General features: G+C 60.4%; 21 protein-coding genes and 1 pseudogene. 8 read left to right on the top strand and 14 right to left on the bottom strand.

Annotated features, from left to right (window positions below):
• Positions 1-225: 225 nt before the first annotated feature.
• Positions 226-513, top strand: a complete 288-nt coding sequence (locus tag P3T21_RS33715) for a DUF1330 domain-containing protein (protein WP_429260260.1) — start codon at positions 226-228, stop codon at positions 511-513.
• Positions 514-637: 124 nt separating this feature from the next.
• On the top strand, positions 638-1597 hold the full coding sequence (locus P3T21_RS33710) for an alpha/beta fold hydrolase (RefSeq protein ID WP_429260259.1): 960 nt from the start codon (positions 638-640) through the stop codon (positions 1595-1597).
• A gap of 674 nt (positions 1598-2271) precedes the next feature.
• Here P3T21_RS33710 and P3T21_RS33705 read toward each other — a convergent pair.
• The 7 genes and pseudogenes from P3T21_RS33705 to P3T21_RS33675 all read right to left on the bottom strand — a co-directional run bounded on the left by P3T21_RS33705 (position 2272) and on the right by P3T21_RS33675 (position 6632).
• The gene (locus tag P3T21_RS33705) at positions 2272-2667 is read right to left on the bottom strand and encodes a VOC family protein (protein WP_429260258.1); all 396 of its coding nucleotides are present in this window, start codon (positions 2665-2667) and stop codon (positions 2272-2274) included.
• 189 nt (positions 2668-2856) lie between these two features.
• Positions 2857-3651, bottom strand: a pseudogene (gene gloB, locus P3T21_RS33700) (hydroxyacylglutathione hydrolase); the annotation flags it as partial.
• A gap of 191 nt (positions 3652-3842) precedes the next feature.
• On the bottom strand, positions 3843-4424 hold the full coding sequence (locus P3T21_RS33695; protein ID WP_429260257.1) for a DJ-1/PfpI family protein: 582 nt from the start codon (positions 4422-4424) through the stop codon (positions 3843-3845).
• A 94-nt stretch (positions 4425-4518) separates the two neighbouring features.
• Positions 4519-4800 (bottom strand): aldehyde dehydrogenase family protein, encoded by a 282-nt coding sequence (locus tag P3T21_RS33690; protein ID WP_429260256.1) that lies wholly within the window; start codon positions 4798-4800, stop codon positions 4519-4521.
• Positions 4776-5897: an aldehyde dehydrogenase family protein gene (locus P3T21_RS33685; protein ID WP_429260255.1), complete on the bottom strand. Its 1122-nt coding sequence runs from the start codon at positions 5895-5897 to the stop codon at positions 4776-4778. Before P3T21_RS33685 ends, P3T21_RS33690 begins: the two co-directional genes overlap by 25 nt.
• A gap of 11 nt (positions 5898-5908) precedes the next feature.
• Positions 5909-6283, bottom strand: a complete 375-nt coding sequence (locus tag P3T21_RS33680) for a GFA family protein (protein WP_429260254.1) — start codon at positions 6281-6283, stop codon at positions 5909-5911.
• Between the two features lie 97 nt (positions 6284-6380).
• The gene (locus tag P3T21_RS33675; RefSeq protein WP_429260253.1) at positions 6381-6632 is read right to left on the bottom strand and encodes a hypothetical protein; all 252 of its coding nucleotides are present in this window, start codon (positions 6630-6632) and stop codon (positions 6381-6383) included.
• A 155-nt stretch (positions 6633-6787) separates the two neighbouring features.
• On the opposite strand from P3T21_RS33675, the gene P3T21_RS33670 reads away from it, so the two are divergent.
• Positions 6788-7684, top strand: coding sequence for a LysR family transcriptional regulator (locus P3T21_RS33670; protein ID WP_429260252.1), 897 nt, complete (start codon positions 6788-6790; stop codon positions 7682-7684).
• Between the two features lie 626 nt (positions 7685-8310).
• On the opposite strand, the gene P3T21_RS33665 is transcribed toward P3T21_RS33670, so the two are convergent.
• Positions 8311-9063 (bottom strand): hypothetical protein, encoded by a 753-nt coding sequence (locus P3T21_RS33665; RefSeq protein ID WP_429260251.1) that lies wholly within the window; start codon positions 9061-9063, stop codon positions 8311-8313.
• A 574-nt stretch (positions 9064-9637) separates the two neighbouring features.
• Positions 9638-10354, bottom strand: coding sequence for a hypothetical protein (locus P3T21_RS33660; protein WP_429260250.1), 717 nt, complete (start codon positions 10352-10354; stop codon positions 9638-9640).
• Positions 10355-11003: 649 nt separating this feature from the next.
• Between P3T21_RS33660 and P3T21_RS33655 the strand changes: the two genes are divergently transcribed.
• Positions 11004-11270: a hypothetical protein gene (locus tag P3T21_RS33655; RefSeq protein WP_429260249.1), complete on the top strand. Its 267-nt coding sequence runs from the start codon at positions 11004-11006 to the stop codon at positions 11268-11270.
• A gap of 189 nt (positions 11271-11459) precedes the next feature.
• On the opposite strand, the gene P3T21_RS33650 is transcribed toward P3T21_RS33655, so the two are convergent.
• The 3 genes from P3T21_RS33650 to P3T21_RS33640 are packed head-to-tail and all read right to left on the bottom strand — an operon-like array spanning position 11460 to position 15693.
• Complete coding sequence (locus tag P3T21_RS33650) at positions 11460-12890, bottom strand: FAD-binding oxidoreductase (protein ID WP_429260248.1); 1431 nt, start codon at positions 12888-12890, stop codon at positions 11460-11462.
• Between the two features lie 7 nt (positions 12891-12897).
• Entirely contained in the window at positions 12898-14205 is a 1308-nt protein-coding gene (locus tag P3T21_RS33645; RefSeq protein WP_429260247.1) for an MFS transporter, read from the bottom strand.
• Positions 14206-14262: 57 nt separating this feature from the next.
• Positions 14263-15693 (bottom strand): sulfatase-like hydrolase/transferase, encoded by a 1431-nt coding sequence (locus P3T21_RS33640; RefSeq protein ID WP_429260246.1) that lies wholly within the window; start codon positions 15691-15693, stop codon positions 14263-14265.
• A gap of 130 nt (positions 15694-15823) precedes the next feature.
• Here P3T21_RS33640 and P3T21_RS33635 point away from each other — a divergent pair, with 130 nt between their 5' ends.
• On the top strand, positions 15824-16774 hold the full coding sequence (locus P3T21_RS33635) for a LysR family transcriptional regulator (RefSeq protein ID WP_429260245.1): 951 nt from the start codon (positions 15824-15826) through the stop codon (positions 16772-16774).
• A 549-nt stretch (positions 16775-17323) separates the two neighbouring features.
• Here the strand turns inward: P3T21_RS33635 and P3T21_RS33630 are convergent.
• Positions 17324-18571 carry an MFS transporter gene (locus P3T21_RS33630; protein WP_429260244.1) on the bottom strand — a complete coding sequence of 416 codons (1248 nt, stop codon included), beginning with the start codon at positions 18569-18571 and terminating at the stop codon, positions 17324-17326.
• 127 nt (positions 18572-18698) lie between these two features.
• Between P3T21_RS33630 and P3T21_RS33625 the strand changes: the two genes are divergently transcribed.
• Entirely contained in the window at positions 18699-19637 is a 939-nt protein-coding gene (locus P3T21_RS33625; protein WP_429260243.1) for a LysR family transcriptional regulator, read from the top strand.
• An 18-nt stretch (positions 19638-19655) separates the two neighbouring features.
• Here P3T21_RS33625 and P3T21_RS33620 read toward each other — a convergent pair whose 3' ends face one another.
• Positions 19656-22382 carry an ATP-binding protein gene (locus P3T21_RS33620; RefSeq protein WP_429260242.1) on the bottom strand — a complete coding sequence of 909 codons (2727 nt, stop codon included), beginning with the start codon at positions 22380-22382 and terminating at the stop codon, positions 19656-19658.
• A gap of 221 nt (positions 22383-22603) precedes the next feature.
• Between P3T21_RS33620 and P3T21_RS33615 the strand changes: the two genes are divergently transcribed.
• Both P3T21_RS33615 and P3T21_RS33610 read left to right on the top strand, forming a co-directional pair.
• Positions 22604-23749 (top strand): MFS transporter, encoded by a 1146-nt coding sequence (locus tag P3T21_RS33615; protein WP_429260280.1) that lies wholly within the window; start codon positions 22604-22606, stop codon positions 23747-23749.
• Positions 23750-23849: 100 nt separating this feature from the next.
• Positions 23850-24119, top strand: coding sequence for a hypothetical protein (locus P3T21_RS33610; protein ID WP_074284595.1), 270 nt, complete (start codon positions 23850-23852; stop codon positions 24117-24119).
• Positions 24120-24415 lie beyond the last annotated feature (296 nt).

Here is a 24415-nt window from a genome sequence, read left to right as displayed (position 1 = left end):
GGACCCGTGCGCGATGCCCGGAGAAGCCCGATGACATCTTCTTTCGGTCGACCTCGCCGACGAGGCCTGGCACGTCACCCACCAGCCACGCTCGGCCTGGTCGTTCCTCGCTGAGGTGCGTCCATTCCACGAGCCCTGGTAGTGAGCCCGCCGTCAGGACTGTTGAACATCCTCTTGCGTCCACCCTGCACGCCTCACCGCCCTCTATCCGAACAGGAGTCCCCGATGCCAGCCTATGTGATCCTCATCAACAACAAGACGACCGACGCCACGGAGCTCAGCCGCTACCGACCGAAGGCGGTCGCGGCGCGCGCCGGCCACTCGCTGACGCTCCTCGCCGTCAACGGAAAATACGAGGTCCTTGAGGGAGCTCCCGCCGAGAGCGTCGCCATCGCCGAGTTCCCGGACATGGCGGCCGCCAAGGCCTGGTACGACAGCCCCGCGTACCAGGATGCGAAGCAGCATCGGCTAAGGGGCGCGGACTTCCGCATCATTCTGACGGAGGGCCTCTAAGGGCGCTCGCATAGTCCGGCCCGCCGCGCGCGGCGCGGGCCGGACCCTCGCGGTCGACGGCGGCGTCACCGCTGCAATATGAACGAGCCGCCCTTGGGTCGCGGCGGTCCAGAGAGGAAGCATCATGTCCAATTTTCGTCAGGTTCAAGTGGGCGAGGTCACATTGCGGGTAGCCCTCCAGGGTGGGGGCCCGTTGGTTGTCATGGTCCACGGCTTTCCGGAGTCGTGGTACTCCTGGCGCCATCAGATGGGTCCCATCGCGGCCGCCGGCTTCACGGCCTGCGCGATCGACGTTCGCGGCTACGGCGGCTCTGACAAACCCCACGAGGTCGAGGCCTATAGTCTCGAACATCTGTCCGGAGATGTGGCTGGCCTGATCGCCGCCCTGAGCCCGGACGAGCCGGCGGTGGTCATCGGCCACGACTGGGGCGCGCCCATTGCCTGGACCACGGCCCTCGTTCATCCCGACCGGGTGCGGGCCGTCGCTGGCCTGTCGGTGCCCTACACCGGCACCCCCCAGCGGTCGGTGCGGGAGATCGTTGAGGCCGTCTACACGAGCCAGGATCGGTTCTTCCACATGCACTCTTTCGAGGCAGAAGGCGTCGCGGAGGCCGAATTCGATGCCGACGTGCGCGGGGGGCTTCGACGCTTCTTTTACGCCTGGAGCGGCGACGCGCCGGCCGAGGCCTGGCCCTCGGACAAGTGGGCCGGCGACCCAGTCCTGCTGCGCGTCCCCGATCCGGACCCCTTCCCGGCATGGCTCACCGACGCTGACATCGACTACTACGTCAGCGAGCTTGAGCAGTCCGGCTTTCGGGGGCCGCTCAACCGCTACCGCAATAACGATCGGGACTTCACCTTCCTAAGGGGTTTCGAGGGACGCCGCATCGAACATCCGGCGCTCTACATCGGCGGCGAGCGGGACAGGGTTCTCCAGATGTTCGGAGACCGCCTGCCCGTCATGCGAAGCGCATTGCCGGACCTACGGGGGCTTCACCTGCTTCCAGGCTGCGGCCACTGGACTCAGCAGGAGCGGCCTCAGGCGGTAAATGATCACTTGTTGACCTGGCTTCGCGGGCTTTGACGACTTCCTTGCCGAGCTCTTTTGACGAGGTGCATCTCGATCGCAAAATTGTGCGCGTTCCTGCGGCCGTGCGTGAAATGGCTGAAGCGAGCGCCAACGTTCTGCGGTGAGGCTGCGGCATGTTTCGACGAAGTGGCGACAAGGCGCTCGACCCGGTGCGACATGTGCAAGCGACATTGACAGTCGACTCGTTGGAGGCTGCGAACGCTTGGTTGGGGAAAGGCATGGTGTCGCGATTCCTGGCGCTCCACACGACACGCCGGCTGGACGCAACCTGATCGCGAGAAATCCCGACGGTTTGATCGTGGAGTATTTCGAAACGGCGAAGAACAGAGCCGCTGCAGCCGGTTGATTTACGCCGAGGGACAACCACGAGCCCGGAATGTCTGCTGCCAACCGAGGTTCGGCCGCTGAAATCAAGCAGGACGATCGGCCGCTCATGGTCGTTGAATCCGGTCCGACATTAAACAGGCCGTGTGGTTCGCCGTTGATCGATCCGCATCGGGCAACAGTCGACTCTGTCGCGGCCATTCGCATGCAAGGTTGGAGAAGTCCGCTTTACGCCTCGAAACGGCCGTTACCTTCGCCGTCGCACGCTGCGATCGAGTGACACTGCTGGCGCGGTCGTTGCCTGACACGCAGCGGTGGCGCGATTGATTCGCCACCGCGCCTCATCACACGTAATGCCCTGAGCGCTCCAGCACCTCTATCTTGTAGCCGTCGGGGTCCTGGATGAAGAAGAACCGCGCGAGCATCTCGTCGCCACGTTTGAATACCTTCACCGGGGTCGGATTGATGCCCAGCCCGGACAACCGTTCATGCTCTGACTCGAGGTCTTCGACTGCGACAGCGACGTGCCCATAGCCATCGCCATGCGTGTAGGCTGGCTCGCGCCCCTTGTTCCAGGTGAGCTCGATCTCGAAGTCGTTCTCTTCGTTGCGCAGATACACGAGCGAGAAGTCGGGGAAGTCCAGGCGGTGGCTGGTCGAGAGCCCGAGCGCATCCTTGTAGAACTGCAACGACCGGTCAAGGTCGTGAACCCGGATCATGGAGTGAATCATCTTGGCCAAATTTTTCTCCCAGAAATATACAAGTGCCGACGTGGACAGATCCGCGTCGGCTGTTACCGTTTAGACTGAGACCCGGCAAAGCGTTTCGCCACCGTCGATCCGAATCAGGTCGCCGTGGATGTAGCTCGACTCGTGCTTCAGTAGGGTCGGCGGCCAACGCCGCTTGACCGGGATGGCCTCTTCGACGCTGAAAAGATCCTTCCAGCCACGTAGCAGAATGAACGCAGCGAGCGGGTTCGGCACCGGAACGTTGAACTGATTGATCAGCGCGGCCCGGATCTCGGGACTATGCACGCGAAGAAACGGATTGACCGCCAATTCATGCCGGAGCGTGGTCGGCAACGTAGGCGCTCCTTCAGCACGTAACGCGCGGGCCTGATCGTACCAGTCGCTGACGTCATTGTTCGATGGGTCACATCGAAGCGAAAACTGGATGTTGGCGAGCGTGTACTCGTGCGCGCAGTGAACACGCGTCGATAGGGGCAGTTGCGCGAGCTCGTCCAAGGATGCAAGCATCTGCTCCGCGGTCCCTTCCAGGAGTCTTCCGCAGCCGCTTGCGAACAACGTATCGCCACAGAAGAGATGGGGCACCCCGGCGCCTTCACCGGCCTCGAAAAACGCGATGTGATCCTGGGTGTGTCCCGGGACCGCAATCACGGTCGCCTGGAAAGCTGGCTCTTCAAACGTCACACAAAAGCCATGTCCGATGCGAATCGAGACCCCGGAGATGTGCGTTTTTGCTGGCCCATACACCGGAATGGTGTAATTGCCCGACCATCCGAGCAGGCCATCAATGCCTCCCACATGGTCGGGATGATGGTGCGTAATCAGGATGCCCGCCAACTTCAGGTGATTTTCTTCGCAATATCGAATGACCGGGCCGGCATCGCCTGGGTCAACGACGATTGCCGCGCGTCCGTCAGTGATTAACCACGCGTAGTTGTCCTCGAAGAATGGGACAGGCACGTATTCCAGTTCTGACACACACCACCTCGCAGAGAAGCCATTGCATTGTCCGGTAATACCTGAACGACCGGAGTCAGACCGTCACCGGCCAAATCTCTAGACCAGCGCATTCTTGTGGATGCCCATTCGGTCTCCTTGGAAAACTAAAGCCTTAGCAACTTCGGCTTCCTCGGTTCAGACCGAGTGGGCAACCTCCTGAGACTTCATACCTAGAGCGCGATCCTGGTGCCGAGCACTGCCAGAAACTGGGCCAGCCATTGCGGATGGGCGAGCCAGGTCGGGGCGGTGACGAAATTGCCGTCGGTCACCGCCGCGTCGATATCGATCTCGGCATAGGCGCCGCCGGCCATGGTCACCTCCGGCGCGCAGGCCGAATAGGCCGAGATGCGTTTGCCGCGGACCACATCGGCGGCGGTCAGAAGCTGGGGGCCGTGGCAAACGGCCGCGATCGGCTTTTTCGCCTCGGCGAAATGCCGCACCAGAGCGATCACCTTGGGGTCGAGCCGAAGATATTCGGGGGCCCGTCCACCGGCGATGCACAGGGCGTCGTACGTGGCCGGATCGATCGCGTCGAAGCTGGCATTCAGGACGAAGTCGTGACCGCGCTTTTCGGTATAAGTCTGGTCGCCTTCGAAATCATGGATGGCGGTCTTCACCTTCTCGCCGGCGCGCTTACCGGGACAGATCGCGTCGACCCTGTGTCCGACCATGGTCAAGGCCTGAAACGGCACCATGGTTTCGTAATCCTCGGCATAGTCGCCGGTCAGCAGCAAAATCTTCTTGACAGTCATGATCTTCTCATCGGATATACGGGCACTTTCGAACCCGCGGGTTTGGGAACCCGGTTACACGTTCTTGTACCTGGCTGACGGGTGGCATAGGCGGTCAATAGTCCATCCATTTCGCCAGCTCCTGGTTCTTGGCGTCGGTGTAAGGAGGGAACAGATGGTCGATCGCTGAGTCGGGCGGCGATATGAGCATAGATTTCGCGTGGGTGAGCGCGTCGAAGCCATGCTTGCCATAATAGTGGCCGAGGCCAGATTGTCCTGTTCCTCCGAACGGCATGGATTCAACAAATAGATGAATGTTGACCTGGTTCACCGCGCCGCCGCCGTACGAAAGTTCGCTGATGAAGCGGTCGATCACCTTCTGGTCCCGGCTAAACACGTAAGCCGCGAGCGGATCGGGCGTACCGGCAATCCGACCCAATGCTTCGTCGGGGTCTTATAGGTGAGGATCGGAAGGACCGGACCAAACACCTCGACTTCCATGATTGGATCGTCCCATGTAACCGGATAGAGAATGGTCGGATCGAGGTATCGTGCTTCGGCATCGGACCGTCCGCCTGAAACGACCTTGGTTGGATCGATAAGCCCGGCCAGCCGTGAAACTTCCCGGGCGCTGATCACGCGCGAATAATCCGGATTGTTCTTCGGCTCAGTGCCGTAGAGCTCGACTACAGCTTTCTTGACCTCAGCAACGAATGCATCGGCGACAGACTCATGAACATACGCATAGCCCGGCGATGTACACCATTGGCCGCCCCAGGCCATGGCGCCCCAGACGATTTTTTTGGCAGCGTCCTGAATGTTTGCGGTCGCGTCCACGAGGGCGGGGTTTTGGCCGCCGAGTTCAAGCAGCACCGGGGTTAGATGCTCGGCTGCCGCCTTCATGACGATCTTGCCAACCTTGGTGCTGCCGGTGAAAAAAATGAAATTGAAGGGCAGTTTCAACAGCTCGGCGACTTCCTCGCGTCCGCCGCTCACGGCGGTCACAGCGCGTGGGTCGAAATAACGGGGTATGAGTTCCAGCAGTAGCGCGGAGGTCGCACCAAGTTGCTCGGAAAGCTTAAGTACACAGGTATTTCCGGCTGCCAGCGCAGAGATTGCCGGTCGGATGAGCAAGAGCAGAGGACCGTTGAACGGCCCAATGACGAGCGTCACGCCGTAAGGTTCACGGTAGACGACCCCTTTGTATCCAGTCTGCGCAAGAAATTTGGGGAGCGGCGCTTCTGCCGGTTCCATCCAGCTTTTCAGTTGGCTTTTCTGGAACTGCGTCTCACCGAGTGAAGCTGCAGTCTCGAAGACATATTCCTGGCTGGCGGTTTTGAAATCTGCTGCGATCGCCTTTTGAAGCGCGGCCTCGTTCTCGACAAGCAATTGGGCCATCCGATCGAGCTGCTCGACGCGCCAGTCGTAGGTTCGCGTAACGCCGGTTGCGAAATAGGTTTTCTGCGCATCAAAAATGGTTTGAAACGGATTCATTGGAGCCTCAACTAAAGTGTGGGATTGCCGTCGAACTGAGCCGCACCGGGAAGTGCACTGACCCATGGCATCCGACGGCTGACAAACATCTCGAAAGTCGGCCGTAGCCAATCTGTCTGATCGAGCCCCCCCGCCTTCACAAAGAACAACGTTGGAGTGACGTCGGCCTCCGTCATCAGAGGTGAGCCGCATTGAGGGCAATATCGCCGTAGGGCTTGCATGCCACTCGCTCCTACGTCCTCGAACACAGCGGTTTCGCCATTGATCTCGAACGCATCACGCTGCACGAACATCACTGTCGAGAAGGCGCTCCCCGCCTGCGGCCTGCAACGGTCGCAATGACACAGGCCGACGGCCACCGGCTGCGCGGAAATCTTGTAAGACACAGCACCGCACATGCAGCGGCCAGTCAGGGTTTGAGGAGGGGTAGAAGAATCTCCAGTCATAAGGATTCCTAAATTCGGTAATGTTAAAGGGGCCGGCTCATGTCATAGCCGACATCATGCGGAAGCGCGCCTCGCCGCTAGGCATGACTTTCCACTGCGCGACGATTGTGCCAGGGCGTACCACCGCGAGTGCCTTGCCTGCGCCAAAACGAAAGCCTGTGCGGAAGCGGCGGGTCGCGTCGTCATCGGTCAGCGTGTACTTCTTGCCGACGATGATGCGCAGCTCCGCAATCAGCGTGTGGGCCGGGTTGATCGGGGCGGCTACGAGTGGTGCGCGCGCTGCTGACATCGAATTCTCCTCATGAGACGTTGAGCGTGACGCGCATCGACTTCGTCCAGCTGATTCGGCTGCGCCCCTTGAGCGCATCGGGTTGACACAAAGGTTAAAATCAAACCGGTCATTAGTCCAATATCTCGAAGTCACTTTTTGGAGACGAAAAAGATATGGAATTTCGCCAGTTGCGTTACTTCCTTGCTGTCGCCGAGCACCTGCATTTCACGGATGCCGCGACGCATCTGGGAATCGCCCAACCGCCTTTGAGCCAGCAGATCCTGAAGCTCGAGCGGGAAATCGGCACTCAGCTGTTTATCCGGCATCCGCGTCGCATCGAATTGACGGAAGCGGGACAGCTCTTTCGCGAGCGCGCGCGGCGTATCGTCGAGGACGTGCAGCAGGCTTTCGTCGACGTACAGAACGCAGGACGCGGAGAGACGGGACGGCTTTCGCTCGGTTTCGCGGGTTCGACGGTGTTTCATCCAACGGTCGCGATGACAATGCAGCTGTATCGGCATGCATACGAGCGCGTGTCGATCAGTTGCGAGGAGAGCAACAGTTCGCTGTTGCTCGACAAAGTCGCCGAGCGGCAGCTCGATGCCGCTCTGGTGCGCATGCCGCTGAACTGCCGGGATCTGATCGTCGAACCGCTCGTCGACGAAGACATGTTGGCGGTGTTGCCGGCGAACCATCGCTTGAACCGGCGACAGCGCATCGATCTGGCAGACCTTGCGGACGATTCGTTCATCCTCTTTCCACGACCGATCGGCCCGGATCTATACGACTCGATCATCGGCGCCTGCCGCGAAGCCGGCTTCGCGCCCTCGATTAGCATGGCGCCACAGATCTCATCGGCGGCGAACCTCGTGGCGGCCGGATTCGGCGTTGCTATGGTTCCCGCATCGATCCGGCAGATCCAGGTCGAAGGCGTGTCGTATCACGAACTGAAGGGCAAACCGCTTTCGACGGGTATTGCGTTAATCCATCGGCAACGGGAAAGGTCGCCGACCGTGCTGAACTTCGTCAGGATTTTGCGGCAGCAGCGAGTGGCCGCCCGCACGGCATGATGGTTGCGTGCGTTGGCAATGCCGAAGCGGGTCAGGGCGCTGACGCGCCAACGCGGGCCTGTGAATTTGCGGCCTGACACTTCCGTGCCGGATCGAAGACCGCCAGTTTGCGAAGCGCCTATTTGGGCTCTCGTTGCGGCCGTAATCTGTCAGACACGAACGGCCGCAATAAACCGAGTACCAGCCGTTCGGCGCGACGAGACAGACGTCTGCAGTTGGCCGGCTGCTGCCCGATAGTGGCAATGCCAGATAGCGGTCGTTCGTTCCTTGCCGTTTGCGATGTACCGCGACCGGCGACAATGGTCCGGGGGACGTCCGACGAGCTTGAGGCCGCGAGAATGATCAATCTCGCGGCGCAGATTGGTACGCCAGTCATCTGACAGAAACCGTCACGGAGGATCAACAGCCAGTCTCGGGCATGGGAACCCTGGAACCAGGGATACCTCATCGGGCTCCCATACGCGAAGCAGGCGCGCCATCCACATCGCTCGCGAACGGCGGCTTGCGCGCAGACCGTATGAACCGGTCGTTTCGAATCCGTCAGGATCAGTGCGGCCTTCGGCAGGCTTCGGCCCGGACTGACCCCGCAGCCAAAGGTCTGCCGCTCTGCAGCGGGCGCCCGTGGATTATCGGCTTAGGGCGGCTTGGGCCCGTTGCAGCCACTCGCTGTTATGTTCGCGGGCGTGGCGTGGCCAATGCCTGGCATCCTGCACAATGTCAGCGTAAAGTTCGCGCGCACGCTGGCGGTCGGCCTCGTCCGGCTGCGCTGCTAGCCAATCGGCGTACAGGCAACGCGGTGCAGCGTCGCTTGCGCTCGCGAGAGCAATCTCGAACGCGGCGCGTGTGCCTGGCGCGCCAATCGCGGCCAAGGCCCGTGCATACAGCAAGGCAGGCTCCGGCTGCCGGCGGGTGAGAGGATGGGCGGCGAACAGTTTTTCCAGCGCGTCCTGCGTGGCCGAAGCATTGCCGTTGGCAAACTGCGCACGCGCCAGCCCTTGGAGTAAAGCCGGATCGGATGAGAACGGCCCGCTGGCCGCCGCTTGGTAATGCTCCAGGGCTTCGGCGGCATTTCCTGCATCGAGCAGCGCTGCAGCCAACCGCATGCGATGCGCGACGGTCGGCGCGCGATCGAAATCCGTGTGCGCCTCGCGCACCGCTCGGTTGGGATCGACAAGCTGCGAGATGGCCCTCGTTGCCGCCCTTGCCCCACGCGACTGGCGCAGGGAGGGCAAGTAAATGACAAAGAAGTAGACCGCACTGCCAAGGCCAGGGAAAAGAAACAGGATCAGCAGCCAGTACATGTTCTGCTGGGTACGCACGGCATGCACCGCAAAGAACAGGGCGATGATGACGTAAAGGCTGATTCCGAAGATGCGCATTTACGAGAAGGTCAGTTGTGGGGCGTTGCCGACGGTACGTCAGCGAAACGGCAGAGCGCTAATTGTGACAGAAGCGCGCTGCCATGCCTGGTAGCACAGCGGGACCGTTCCCGCGACCTGGCAGTTAGCCCGGCCCGCCAGACAGAGCATGCCCATCATCCGGCCAACGCTATCAGACCGGGCATCGGCCTTTGCGGACGTCCCGGTGCCGCTCCTGGTGAGCCAACTACAGAAGGTTGCTTTCCTGCCATTCGGACCTTTGCGGTCGCGAATGACTGGTCTCATCGCCAGCGAACGCGTACTCTCGACCCCTATGCGCAGATCGCAACTATGCGCATAGGGGTCGCTATGCAAAGATTTACATAGCGACCCGAAGCGGTCCTCGGTTATGCGCAACCCGATACCTCAAAGCGGTCGTTGAGTCTTCCGCGCGCGACCGCTCGTGGCCGATCGACGAGACACCTTGGAGCGTTGCGAGTACCACATGTCCGGCGACGAACGCTACAACCATCGCTGGCACGCGCGGACTTGGGTCACGCCGGTGCGGCCATCGACACATCGAACAATTTCCTGATTACTTGCCCTTGGCTGCTGCGGCACCCTTCTTGGCGCCCGCGGCCCCCGCTCTGGCCGTGGAGGTCGCTGTGGTGGCAGCGGCTCCTTGCGCCTTCGCTATCATGTGCTCAGCAACCAGCTCTGTCTGAAACCGATTGATAGTGTCGGGATCCGTAAATATGGTCTGCGTGTTGTTTTGCGCCTTGTAACCTGGGCCGCCCGGCTTACCCTTGACAACGAACGTCCCCTCGCCGGACGCCGACCAATTCGTTGATCCCTCCCCGCCGACCTTGCCATCGGCCACGAATCCCTTCGTGTGACTGATCTGATGGGTAGCCGATTGTCCGATCACAAAGTACGTGTTGAACTTAGTAGGGTTCTGTGCGATATCGGAATCGAGAAGCTTCTTTTCATGAACACCGCCAGCTTGGCTCTTGTCAAGGGTGATCATCATGGTGATGCTCGGGTCACGGGCTTGCTGCATGAGAATATCGTTGAGTTCGTCGTCGTCAAATCCAAACATGTTCATGTACAGGGAGACACTTGCACGGGAAAGGACGTACTTCAGGATGTCGTGAACGTCGTCACGTCCTACGTAGAACAGGTGAAAGTCCTTGCTTGCCGTGTTCGAGTAGCTTTTCTCGCGCGTGTATTGCTGCAGTTCAAGCAGATCGAACTTCTGCAGGGTCTGCGTGACATCGGATATGACGTTGCTCTTGCTGATTTTTCCTGCCATTTCGGAGCCTCCTCGCGTAGCACTGAGAAATCTCAGCAGTCGCGGCGGCCTGACAGACAGAAAACGAGCGACCGATGAGCGATAGAAAAACTTCGATGGGACTGCAGGACTTAGATAAAGCCGCCGTTCGAAACGTCGGCACTACCGCCGAACGATGAAAAGCGCGCCGTCAATGGGCCTCGGGAATGGTCGATAGGCGCTTGCCCGGGTTTGGACTGCGCGCTCGCCGAATTTCCCCGGATGCCCCATGGGGCAACGGACCGAGCACGTGTCACGCAGCGAGGATCGTGCCATGGTTCATTCTTGTCAAGTAGTAGAAGCGTGGCCGAGCTCGCGCCGCGGACGTGATCCGTCGATTGGGTGTGCCCTCGATATCGCGCGGTAACCACACTCGAAGCCAGATCGTCCGACGACGAGGACCCGGCGGTCCTCGACAAGCCCGATATCGGTCGCTACCGTTCGGCCGCTTGTGGCATTCCTCCGCCTCATGCAACCGGTGTAACGGGCGTCAACGCCACTACCCCTCTGATCTTCGATGTGCGCGGGTGCAAAGCATTTCATTTTTCACTCATCGCCGCCGCGTGGACTTTTGTAAGGTCCCCGTGCAAGAATCCAGGAACACTGTCATCGGACAGGAACGCGAAGAGCCATGGACCAACCCGGTACGAATTTGACTGCGCCCATCCTTTGCAACGACTCTACAGTCTTGTTTTCGGTGTACGGCTTCGATTGGGGGTACTGCGCCTTTGCGCTACCTTGCGAAGTCGTTTGCGAAAAACTCGGCGCCGCGAATCGCACCCCAAGGCAATTGCTGCTGGCCTTCGAGCTTGGCAAGCGCCGCCTGTTGGAGGCTGCGGAGGCGAAAGCAGTCCACGGCATGGGTGGACGTATACCGCTGTCCGCCACTGAACTGTAGCGCAAGACTGCGATTCCGCGGTCGCTCCCGGAAGCACGTCGCGCGCGCTGGGCTATACCTCGCTATCCGTTGAGTGCTGCTAAGAGTCGGTCGCCCTCTGAGGTGCCGATCACCACCGTCAGTACCCGACCCGGAGCTGCCTTTCAACGCATGGCGGCCGAACGGCCGGTTGCTGGAGTACAGCAGACGCTAGATATTCCTGGCGCTTGACTCAACAGCGGGTTCAATGACTACCCGGCCGCCATTGAGTATTCCGCACGGATCAAGCAAGGCTTTAAGCTTGAGCATCAGGTCGGTTTCCTCAGGAGACCGGCTCAGATGGAGAAACTCCTGCTTGACTACACCAATGCCGTGCTCGGCGGAAATACATCCGTCGGCGGCCCGCACCTCCTCATAGACGAGCCGCTCCACCTCATGCATAGCTCCGGCTTCAGCGTACGGACCCGACAGTAGATGCAGGTTGCCGTCGCCGAGATGGCCGAAGAACAGATGAGTCTGGTCCGGGAAACGCGACGTCAGCGCTTCCGTCATCGTTGTGACGAAGCGGTCCATCGCAATCATCGGCAAGCCCACGTCGAACGCCGCATGCGGTGCCAGGCGGCCCAGCAATTCGCCGATGGTTTCCCGATACGCCCATAGCTGCCTGGAGTGGTCGAGGGACTGCGCGACGATAACGTCATCGACGATTTCACTTTCGAGCGCATATTCGAGGACCTCTTCGAGCGCGCGTCGCTCGCTTTCTTCCGAGGCGCCCAACGTTTCGACGATCACGTACACCGGTGAGCGCCTCGCGAAGGGCGCCTTGAGTGCGCCGATCTCCATTGCGGCGCTCATGTAATCGTCCCACATCAATTCGAACGACGACAGCGCCGGTAAACGGCGCCGCAGCTCTTTCAGCAATCGTGTCGCGGCATCGAACGAACCAAGCGCACACAAGGCGGTATTCGACACGGTTGGCTTCGGCTCGAGTTTTAACACGAGCCGGGTGATCACGCCGAGAATGCCTTCGGAGCCGATGAACAGTTGCTGCAGATCGATGCCTGTCGTGTTCTTGGTGACCTTGTTCATCATCGAAAGAACGGTGCCGTCCGCGAGCGCGACTTCCATGCCGAGAATCAGATCGCGCATTACGCCGAAGCGCACGACGCGATTGCCGCCTGCGTTGGTCGCCGCATTGCCGCCGATTTGGCAAGAGCCGCGCGCGCCCAGATCAAGCGGAAAAAACCATCCCTGCGCTTCCACGTGCGTTTGCAATTGCTCGAGCGCGATGCCTGCCTGAACCGTGATCGTGCCGCCGATGCAATCAAACTCTTCGATCGCATTCATTCTGGCGAGCGAGACCGCAACTTCGCCAGCTTGTGGCGTAGCGCCACCCGCGAGACCGGTCAGGCCGCCTTGCACGACGACCTTCTGGCGGAGCTTCGAGAGTACGCCGAGCGCCTTCGCCACTTCGTTCGGCGTACGCGGCATCAGCACCAGTTCCGGGCGTCGCTTTTCGGCGTCGCTCCAGTCGCCAGCGTGCGCATCCAGCACGCCCGCGTCGAGCGACACGCACTGTTCGCCCAGTTGCTCGATGAGTGTCCGTTGCAAGTCCGTCATATCGTGTGTCTGCTGTGTCATGTATCGATCAACGCTTTTCCGAGGCGCGGCCGATCTGTCCGCCGAAGCGTTTCAAGCCCAATCCAGCAGCCAACGCAATCACGGCAACGCCGGTCAGAAAAAGTCCCGGGGCAGCCGCTGAACCCGTCTTGTGCAACAACTGGGTCACAACGAGCGGCGTGATGCCCGTGAAGATGACCGTAGCGAGATTGAGTGACAACGCGATGCCGCTAAAGCGCACGTTGGTCGGAAACAGATCCGCGAGCAGATAGGCATACGAACCGTTGACCAGCCCGCCGACAAAACCGATCACGACGAACGCGAAGACCGGATCGATTTCATGGGCGGCGATCAGCCGGTAGAACGGATAACTGCCGAGCAGCATGAGGATCGAGCCAATGCGATGCCAATGACGCGACGCCACGCGATCGCCGATCCAGGCAAAGAACAGCAGCGACGCCGACATCGTCGCAATGCCGACATTCTGGCCGGCGCTCGCCAGACCCGGCGAGATATGAAGCACCGTGGTCATATACGACGGCAACACCACGAACAGCAGACTGTTCGACGCGTTCACGATACCCGCCACGCCGACGCCCACCGCCACCTGCTTCGGATACTCCGTCAGCACGATCCGGAACGGACGCTTGACCTTATGGCTGCGCAAGCGCTGAAATTCCGTCGATTCCTCGAGCGACGTACGCAACCAGTACGAGACGAGCCCGATCACGCCGCCGAAAATAAATGCGATCCGCCAGCCGAACGACAACACGGCCTCAGCGCTCAAGCCCGCATGTAGCGCGAGGCTGATCAGCGTGGCCGTCAGCACACCCGAGTTCAGACAGAAGATGACGAGCCCGCTCACGAGACTCGCGCGTTGCGGGATTTCCTCCACCACATAGGTGATCGAACAAGGCAATTCGCCCGCGAGGAAAAAACCTTGCGCGAGGCGCAGCAGAACCAGGAGCACCGGCGCCATCACGCCGATCGACGCGTACCCGGGAATCAGTCCGATGCCGATAGTCGACGCCGACATCGCCAGCACGGAAACGAGAAACACCAGCCGCCGCCCGAAGCGGTCGCCGAGACTGCTGAGCACAATGCCGCCGAGCGGCCGCGACACATAGCCAATCGCGAACACGCCGAAGGTGCTGATCAACGAGGCGATCGGGTCCGCGGCCGGAAAGAACTGTCGCGCGATTTCACGGGCAAACACGCCGTAGATGATGAAGTCGTAAATCTCCAGTGAGCCGCCGAGGCTCGCGAGGATGACCGTCTTCCATCGGGTTTGGCGCGTCGGCTCATGCGCCGTCGCTGCCAGTTCTGCTGAGGCCATCGCGTTGTCTCCGTCGATCATTTGTCTTGTGTGCTGCACCGGCTATTGAGCCGGATCCTATTCGACCGGCACGGGCGTCGCCGCGGGTGTGCCGGTTCGCAGCGCTGCCTCTCGTCCGCCGAACGCCTCGACCAGACGCGCCTGATCTGCTTTCGCGAGCCGGTCCACGCCTTCAGGATCGAGCAGTTCCCGCAGACGCCGCTCGAACAGGTCCATGACACCCGCGTAGTCCGGCAACGCCGCGAGGTCGCGCAACTCCTGCGGATCGCGGCGCAGATCGAACAGCTCGGGCGGCAAGCCGACGTAGTGATGGTACTTGTAGTCGGCATCCGCGAGCATATAGGCCGCCGTCTCCGAGCCGACGGCATGGTACTCGCTGAACGCAAGCCGCCCGGGTTGATCCGGCGCATTGGCCAGTTTTGCCAGCGACTCGCCGGGGCTGGTGTTGCCGGGTGCCGCGCAACCGGTGCGCTCCAGAATCGTATTCTGGATATCGATCAGCGACACCGGTGTTTCACACGCCTTGCCTTTGGGAATGCCGGGGCCCGCGACGATCATCGGCACGCCGGTCGACTCGCGGTACATCAGGCATTTGTTCCACATGCCGCGCTTGCCGAGGTTATCGCCATGATCGCTGCTGTAGATGATCGTGGTCGTTTCGTCGAGACCGTTGGATTTCAGCGCTGCGAGAATCTTGCCGACCTGCGCGTCGAGGAACGTGACCAGCGCGAAATAACAGGCCATCGCCAGACGGCGCCGCCCGTCGCTGCCGATGGCGGCGTCGTGGTCCATATGGACCGCCTGCCGTTCGACCCACGGGTGCCGCGCATAACCGCTCGACGGATGCAGCAACGGCAGTTCGATGCTGTCGGGATCGTAGAGATCGAGGAATTCCTGCGGCACTACCAGCGGGAAATGCGGCGCGACGAGGCCCGCGAACAGCACCCAGGGCTTCGTGTTGTCGCCCTGCTCGCCGAGCCATTCGACGGCCGTATCGGCCACGCGCATGTCGAAGCGGTTGTAGTTCGACAGGCCCGGGCCGATCTTGTCGTAGAGTGGCGAGCGCCCCATGCTGTGCGGCAGCGGATTGCGCACGGAGCCCCAGACCTGGCCGATCCCATCGAGGATATGCACGGGATGATGCTGACGGCGGAACCCAACAGGCGCTGCGTCGCTCCTGTAATGCAGTTTGCCGATCGAGTCGGTCACCATGCCGCCCGCCGTCAGATATTGCGCCCAGCCCGGCGTGCCGCCGTCGTACGCGATGGCGTTATCCCAGCAGCGGATGTCGTGCACATAGCGCCCTGTCGCAAGGCTCGCACGCGCCGGCACACAGATCGGCGACGGCGTATAGGCGTTGCGAAAGCGCGTGCCGCGCGCAGCGAGCGAATCCAGATTGGGTGTGTGAATGAACGGATGGCCGGCACAGCCCATCAGGTTGTGCTGATGTTCGTCCGACAGAATGAACAGTACGTTCGTGGCATTCATGGTGGGTATGTCAGGGCGCGCTGTGGGTGCGGCTGTCTCCTGTGCTTGATGATGGTACGCGGACGCATGACAAGCAATTGACATTTTTTCGAAAGCGCATAACCATAAGTTATTCGCAATGAGGAGCGCCGTGGACCCGATCGAGCGGTTTTTTCAGGCCGGATTGAAACTGAACCACCTCAGGCTGCTGACCTTGTTCGACAGTCTTGGCCAAATCCGGCTGGTTGCCGAGAAGCTGAATGTGACGCAGCCCGCCATATCGAAACAGCTTGCCGAACTCGAGGCCGGCCTCGGCGTGTCGGTCATGACGCGGGTCGGCAACCGGCTTCAGTTGACGGCCGTCGGCGAGACGCTCACGAGGCGCGCGCGGGAGGTGTTCCATCAACTCGAGCAGGCACGCTACGAAGTGGACGCGCTCACTAGCGGCCTTTCCGGCAAGATTTCAGTGGGTGCAGTCGCCACGGTGCTGCCGGTGTTTGCGCCGGAGTTGATACTTGAGTTAAAGCGGCGCGCGCCGCACGTCAACGTTGCGTTGCACGAAGCGACTAGCGACCGGCTCTTTCCCATGCTCGCGAATGGATCGCTCGATTTCGTGTTGAGCCGCACCGAGCCGGTAGGTTTCGGCAAAAGCGAATTCGCGTCGCGCGCAATCATGGACGATCCGATCGTGGTGGTGTGCGGGCGAGATCATCCGCTGGCGAGCCGCAGAAACGTCGTAACTGAAGACCTTGCCGGTTTGCCCTGGATCCTGCCGCCGAAGGAGGCGCCCACCTACCTCGCTTTGCAAAGCTGGCTGGCCGATTCGGGGCTCGCGTTCCCCGACGGTTGCGTGCAATCCATTTCGTTGCCGACCAACGAGGCCATTCTGGCGAACTACCCATTTCTCGCACTGATGCCATTGGCCGTTGCGCGCAAGCGAGCCGGCCGCGTCGGTCTCGCCATCCTCGCGATACCTGGCTCGAGCTTTCTCGAGACCGTGCAATTGTTCTATAGCACTTCGTCCGTGAATTCCGTGTTGCCTGCGGCGCTGGAATGCGTCGGCGCGGTTCAGGAGCGACTATGCCGGTTGATAGCTGATTGATTGGGCCCCGTCCTATGGCGCGGAGGGAACGACGGCTTACGAGTCGAAGCCGGCCGCACCAAAATCAGGCTCGGGAGGCCGTTTCTGGCCGGTTTCTGCCCGTCACTGGCCAGCGACGTGGCAACCCGTTGGCGCCGCGATCGACGTTCGAATCAGGCGGCATTAACGAGGACCTGCCGGATTTTTCATTTAACGCGGCAGAGCAAGAAGGATATTTCACATTCCGTGACGACTGCTGGGCGCAAGGCGCCACTCTTCCTGAAAAATCCCTTTAGATTCAATGACGGACTTTTCACGAATCCTGGCAGCCGACATGTCGGGTGCCACACAAAGTGAAATCTGTGCCAGGTAAGTGAAAAACTACTGACACAGTTCGTGAAAAAATCCGGACGGCCGACACTTCTTGCGAGGACTCGGCCGTCCGCGACTGTCGCTGATCGACCCGGTCCTTCAGTTCGTTTCTTCGGATGTCCCAACAGCGATCAAAAGCGGTCGATCCATCCATACGCCTAAGGAAGTGCGATCCGTTTGAAGCGACCGCTCGATCGCCTATCGCGCTTCACGCCCCTTGTAGTCTGCGCTTGCCTCGCGTTGCGCCGCAGGCGGTCGCCGACCGGACGCGGGAATGATCTGCGGCAGCATCGAAGCGCTGGCAAAGACGAGCCCAACGCCGCACACGCCAGGCCAATGCCATACGCTCCACGCATAGTTGCCAAGCGCCGCGCCGATCGCCCCGCCCGCGAAGCGGCATGTCATGTAAAGCGTGTTGGCACGGCTCATCGCAGTGCTCTTAACCGCCAGGCTGCGCGCCATGTTCGAGACATGGGAGCTTTGCATGCCGAGATCGAGCAGGATCACCCCGACGATTAGCCCGCCGATGCTCGAGCCTTTCCACGCAAGCACCACGTACGAGGCAATGAGGACAATGCTGGCGGCGAAGATGATACGACACGGATCGCGCGTATCGGTCAGCTTTCCCGCAGCATAGGACGCGCTCGCGCCGGCGACCCCGACAAGCCCGAACAACCCCGCCGTCTCGCTGCCGTAACGGGGGTCGAGGGCGTGCAGGTGAAACGCGAGCGTCGTCCAGAAAGCGCTGAATACAGCAAATTGCAACGCCGCGATCGAAGCGGTCTGCCGTACGACGGGTTCCTCACGCAGCAACGCAAACAGCGAACGCATCAAGGCACCATAGCTGCCCGAGAAGGTCGGCTCGATACGCGGGAGCACGCGCGCAAGCATGACGGCAACGCCCACCATCGCGACTGCCGCGAACGCGTAGACAGAGCGCCATCCGAAATGCGCAGCGATCGTGCCCGATACCGTGCGAGAGACGAGGATGCCGCAAAGCAGACCGAACATCACGATTCCGACGGCCTTGCCGCGGTTTTGGGGGCCCGCAATCTTCGCCGCATAAGGCGTGAGCAGTTGCGGCGCGACACTCGCCATGCCCGCGGCAAAGCTTGCCGCTACGGCCCAGGGCAGCGTGGGCGCCGCCGCCATCGCGACAAGCGCGACAACGGCCGCCGCCAATGTGAGCGCGAAGAGCTTGCGCAGCTCGACCTTGTCCCCGAGCGGAATGAACAGGAGCAAGCCCAGCGCATAACCAGCCTGCGCAGCGATGGAAACCGCGCCGGCCTGACCTTCGGTAGCGCTGAACGTATGCGCGAAATCGACGAGCAGCGGCTGGTTGTAATAGTTGTTGGCGACGACGAGTCCGGCTGCGAGTGCCATGACCCAATAGATCGACTGTTTCATCTGCGTCCATCCTTTGCCGGAAATGTTCGAAGCGCTCACGCGCTCGATCCGAGACGTGGCGCGCGGGCTTTTGCGGTTTGCTCAAAGGGGAATGTAGACTATTCCTGATCTCGGGAGTACGGTCGTACAGCGGTAATGATTCTTGCGATTTAAGGAAAGGTGACCAATGGACCGATTCGACGCGATGAATGTGTTTGTCCGGGTGGTGGAAGCCGGCAGTCTGTCTGCCGCGGCCCGTGCGATTCCGATGTCGCTGACTTCGGTGAGTCGCCACTTGTCGGCGCTGGAGACGCAATTCGGCATGCAGCTGCTGCGCCGCACGACACGGCACATTGCGCTGACGAACGAGGGGCGCCTATTTTTCGAGCGCGCGAAGTCGATCCTCGCGGAGCTGGACGAAGTGGGCACTTTGCTCAGCGCGGGCCGCAACGAGCCGGCGGGCCGTTTGCGCATCGCCGCGCCCACGCTGCTCGGCCGAACCGTCATCGCGCCGCTCCTGCCGTGCTTTCTTGCGCGCCACACCGCTGTTTCGGTTGAGCTGCTGCTAATCGACCGCGCCGTGAATCTCGTCGAGGAAGACATCCACCTCGCGATTCGTGTGGGCCGCCTGCCCGATTCGGCGCTCGTGGCACGCAGGCTCGGTGACGTACGCATGATCGTTTGCGCCGCGCCGTCTTATATCGAGCGCCGCGGCGCGCCTTGCTCGCCTGACGAGCTGCGTCAGCACGACTGCCTCGTTTTCTCCGACCAGCCTGGGCCCGTCGAATGGCGCTTCAAGTCCGCTGGCACTCGCCATTCCGCGCGCATTGCAGGCCGTCTCTGGGCCAACGCGCTCGACGTCCTGGCGGCCGCGGCGATCGACGGTGCGGGCATCGTGCGCGCCCCCTCGTGGCAAGTGGCGAACGACATCGAGCGTGGCCGGCTGCGGCGCATCCTTCAGGATTACGAGACAATGCCTGCGCCCGTGAATGTGCTCTTCGAACGCGCGCGACGCACGTCGCCCTCTGTACGGGGCTTCCTCGACTACCTGGTCGAATCGACGAAAACGGGCCCGCTCGCGGACATGTCCCGCTCCAGTGAAGCGCTCGGCGCGGCAAACGGGTGATACCCCATTACGCGGCGCCTACTCTACGTGTTCGTCTGTGAGTCTTAGCTCCCACGCTTTCGCACCCTGAGCGCGTGCCAGCGTCAACGCTTGTTGCAAAATTATCGACCGTGGCGTTCGCCGAGATGACCCCTTCTCCGATAGCGTCCGGGACTTGATTCTCATCAGTTCGGGGGCGTTCCAAAACTGTCCAGCGGCGTCGCCTGCCAGCCGGGCATTAATGAGGTTGACTGCTTCTCGCGTACGTCCCTGTTCCAGCATTGCTTTCGCAAAGTCGGACAAGAATACGGAATAAGCCGGATCAAATCCACGGGCTTGAAGCGTCTCCAGTGTCGATCGAAGCTCTACAAAGGAGACCGCGTTCGGGTCCTGGAATACTTTCGCCCAAAGTAAAAAAGCCGAACCATAGAGTCCCCAAAAGTCCAGACCGTGATTTCCTGCCACCTGGATAAGCTGTTGCGACGCATGCTTGACTCCGTCCACGTCTCCTGAAAGTGCACCCACGTTACAACTTCCCTCCGCAAGTGCACAGCACAGGGTGCAGGCGTGATCCAGTGCCATAGCCTCGTCAATCGCTACCTGGGCAGCCCGTCGCGCTTTTGCCGTGTTCCCCATTAACCACAGAATGCGCGAAAGAAAGGCCCAACCTGCCACGCGCTGGTCCATTCCAAACCTGAAATGGGAACCATGACGTTCGTCGCGCGTATAACTGTCGAGCATGCACTCAATTTCAGACAAAGCTTCAGTGTGATTCCCCAGAAAATGACGAGATGTCCCAATCAAACGACGTGCGGTCAGAAGTGCCGCTTGATCGCGATGTCTCACGGCTAGATCTGCCATGTTTTTCCCGTGCTGTAGGGCCTGTGCGTAGTAGCCGCTGCGGAGATGATAAAGCCATAGACCGTATTCAGCCTGCAGTTGCGTTTCCGCGTCGTCCAGCCGGAGCGCGAGATCGCTGGCCCTGCTCCAGGCCCGCCCATTAGCCGGAACGGGTCCACGTGACCAGGTCAGCGAAGTGGCCAGCGCGGTCTGGATCATCATCTCCTGGCGCTCTTCAACGGGAGGAATTTTCGTTTCTTCCAGTACGTTCGTAATCCGCTGGCGACACTCGTCGTAGAGTGATAGTTGTATCCAGAATGGGGCGGAGTTCGCGAGAATGAGCAGACCCGAGGCACGGCGCTTACTATCTGACAATGACCAGTCAAGAGCGGCCCTGATATCGTCAATGTGGTGTTCGTATTGTCGCTTCCATTGCGTCGTGGGTAGCGACGTCCAATCCTGTTGGGCTTGAGAAGTCAATTGCTCAACGAATCGAGCATGCTTTTCAGTCACGGCCGCCGTGCGGTTCGCAAGCTGCTCCAGGGCGTATGCCCGCAGCATGCTTAGATAGCGATAGCGAATCGGCTGGGTTCCGGCCTGCAACGTGATCAGCGACTTTTCAACGAGGCTGCAAAGCACATCAACCAGTCGGGTGGGCCTTTCCAGCTTGGTGGATACGATACGTTCTGCGGCAGCGACGGTGAAATCGGCAGGGAAAATGGCCAGCTCCTGGAACACCGCTTGTTCCACGGAGTCGAGTAACTGGTAACTCCACTGCATCGCGTCACCAAGCGTCCGATGGCGAGCCGAGGTCTGGCGTTTCTGAGCGGCAAGCAATCCGGACGAAAGGGCTAAATCCTCGGTGACCGCTGCGAGACCCAGCGATGGCACGCGAGCTGCAGCGATTTCCAATGCCAGTGGGACACCATCGAGCGCCCTGCATAACGCCGTCACCTGCTCTACGTTCGTCTCCGTAAGCTCGAAGTGATAGTCCGCGGAAGTTACACGGCGGACAAACAGTTCAACCGCACTATAGCTTCTTGCGTTTGCTGCGTTGATGGTGCGCGGAGGTAACGTGAGAGGACGGAGCCGGTAGACCTGCTCACCGTCCAGCCCCAATGGGGTCTGGCTGGTGAGCAGCACGCTCAGTTGCGGATCTGATTCCAGAACCCGCTCAAGGGCCGCTGCACAGGCCGACGTAACGTGTTCACAGTTATCAACGACCAGTAGTGCCCTTCCCGGGTGAGACGCCAACTGTTGTGTGCTTGTCCCAGCAAGCCCCGCCAACGCACTCGAAATAGCTGGCGATACTGAGGCTGCGCTTAGTTGCGACAAGTCGGCGAAGTAAACCCCGTCGGGAAAACAGGGGCTGGATTCTGACGCGGCCTCTATCGCCAGGCGGGTCTTACCTATGCCGGCAGGGCCTGTGAGCGTGCATAACGTTTGGGTAGCCAGCAGCCGGTTTAATTCCAATAGCTCCTCAACGCGGCCGATCAAAGGAGACCGTGGGCTCGGCAGGCCAACTCGTGCTTGAGGTGCGCCTAGGGATGACGTGACAGCCCGATGCGCCTGCACTGAACCTGTAAAACGATAGCCTCGACCGAATTCCGTCGCGATAAGGTCCCGATCATCCCCCAGTATCTTTCGCAACGACGAAATCTGCGCCTGCAAGCCGTTTTCCTCGATGACCTCCTTCGACCATATCCGGGAGAGAAGCGAATCTTTGGATACGACCTGGCCTGCCGTACTGACAAGCTGGACTAGCACGTCCAGCGCACGCTCACCTACGTCCAGGCGTACTCCGTCTCTTAACAATAGCCGCAGACGTGGGAACAACTGGTAGCGGCCGAAAGCAACCATATCGTCGTCGCGGGCGTCAGGGCCCTTCGACGGCCTTTCATGGCGAGTCTTTGTACCTGTAGGCATTTGTCAATGTCACACAGCAAGATTGCAGGGATCAACAGGAATTTCAGACGTCTGAAATTGTAGGCCAAAGACTTCTTGTGTGCGCTGCATCACGATGAAGGTCCCTGTACTACGTCGTGAGTCTGGACATGTCACCCAATACAGTTGGTAGCGAATCTCCGGCGCAGTCCGCCGCCCCTGAAGAGCCCGGGTTAACACATCGCCTGGACAGTTCATTGCTGATGGTGATGGCGGTTGCCTGCGGTGTCTTCGTCGCTAATATTTACTACAACCAGCCGATCCTGGAACTGTTGCAGCAGGCTTTCCCACGATCGCTTGGCCTCGTCAATCTGGTTCCGACGGCGACACAACTGGGTTTCGCCTGTGGTCTGTTTTTTCTGGTTCCTCTGGGAGACCGGATTGATCGGAGAAAATTGATTCTCGGGCAAACGGCAGTGTTAGTCGTGGCGTTGGTATGCCTTGCTGCAGCCCCGAATGCCTGGTTGCTGGTAATCGCTTCAGCGGCAGTAGGTATTTCAGGATCCGCTGCCCAACAAGTTGTACCGTTCGCGGCAGAACTAGCCGGATCCAATCGCCGTGGCCAGGTCGTCGGTACCGTGATGAGCGGCTTGCTTTGCGGCATTCTGTTGGGACGGGCCGTCGGCGGATTTACTGCCGATCATTGGGGTTGGCGGGCCACGTTTTGGCTAGGGGCCGCGATGACCGCCATTATCTCGGTCATGTTGGTAGTCAAACTCCCACACAGTGAACCCAAGACGAACCACAGCTACTTTGGTCTCATGAAGTCACTCATCGAGTTGTGGCGAGAAGAACGGTCACTGCGCCGTGCAACGTGTATTCAAGCCGCAATGTTCGGTTCCTTTATTGGGCTATGGACGATTCTGGCATTGCGTCTGCATGAGGCCTTCGGCTTGGGGGCTGATGTGGCAGGCCTCATGGGGATCGTTGGTGCGACCGGTATTCTGATTGCGCCACTTGCCGGCCGTGTCGCTGATCGTCGTGGACCCCATGCCGTTATCGGGCTTGGTTGTCTGATCATGCTGCTGTCATACGCGGTTCTCGGCCTTTGGGGCAGCCTCGTTGGCCTGGTCGTCGGCATCATCCTGCTGGACTTCGGTGAACAGTCGGCCCTCATCTCCAACCAACATGTGGTGTACGCACTTCGCCCCGAGGCAAGAAGCCGACTCAACACGCTATTCATGAGCGGCATGTTCGTAGGCGGCGCCGCGGGTTCCTGGGGAGCAAGTCTCAGTTGGCGGCTAGGTGGATGGCACGCAGCGTGCGTATTCGGCGGCGCATTGGCATTGCTCGGGTTTGTTCTTCATTTCTCAGGGAGACTGGCTGCTTACGCCACCACCAGGAGTTGAAACGTCGACAGTGGCCGAAAGCAACCGGAAATAGAGCGGATGCCTCCCCCATAACAGCCGACGAACGTAGCAGTTCGAAGGAATCAGGAAACTTTCATTCATGAACTCCCCGCACTTTTCTGGCGCTCATGGCACGTTGTCGTTACTGACGGAGATTGATCCGCAGACAGAGACGATTAACCGTACGATGCGCCTCGAAGCTTCAGCGGATGGTCGCAGCGTGCTCCTGGTCGCACTAGATATTCGCAAGCCTGGCAGCCAGCGGGAATGGCGTGTCGAAATTACGCCGGAAGAGCTTATCGCACTGATTCACGCGCACGGTACAGAAGTATCGGGATATCTTGTCGATTTCGAGATTCAGGTGCGATAGGCAGGCACGATCCATCAAGTCAATGGGCTTGGACCATTGTCGAGGGCGAATCGCCACGTACTACCGGATTTCGCTCGAAGAAGTGCTGCGAGAGCAGTGCGCGACAGATCGAGTTGGCTGCGACGACGTTCCGAACGACCGCTTGCGGCTTTCAATGGGTCGTTGGGAACAGATTGGTCAGCGGCGGCTCCTGGCCGGGTACTGCCGCACAGCCCGGCAGCCGATGCACCCTGCCTGCGCGAACGCCTCGTGGTCGAACGTCGAAATTCCGCACGTGAAAGGCCGCCCGCTTCATG

The organism is Paraburkholderia sp. GAS334 (assembly GCF_050436625.1).
In the GTDB taxonomy this organism is placed as follows: Bacteria; Pseudomonadota; Gammaproteobacteria; order Burkholderiales; family Burkholderiaceae; genus Paraburkholderia.
The sequence above is the reverse complement of the archived record's forward strand: the minus strand, read 5'-3'. Positions and strand labels throughout refer to the sequence as shown.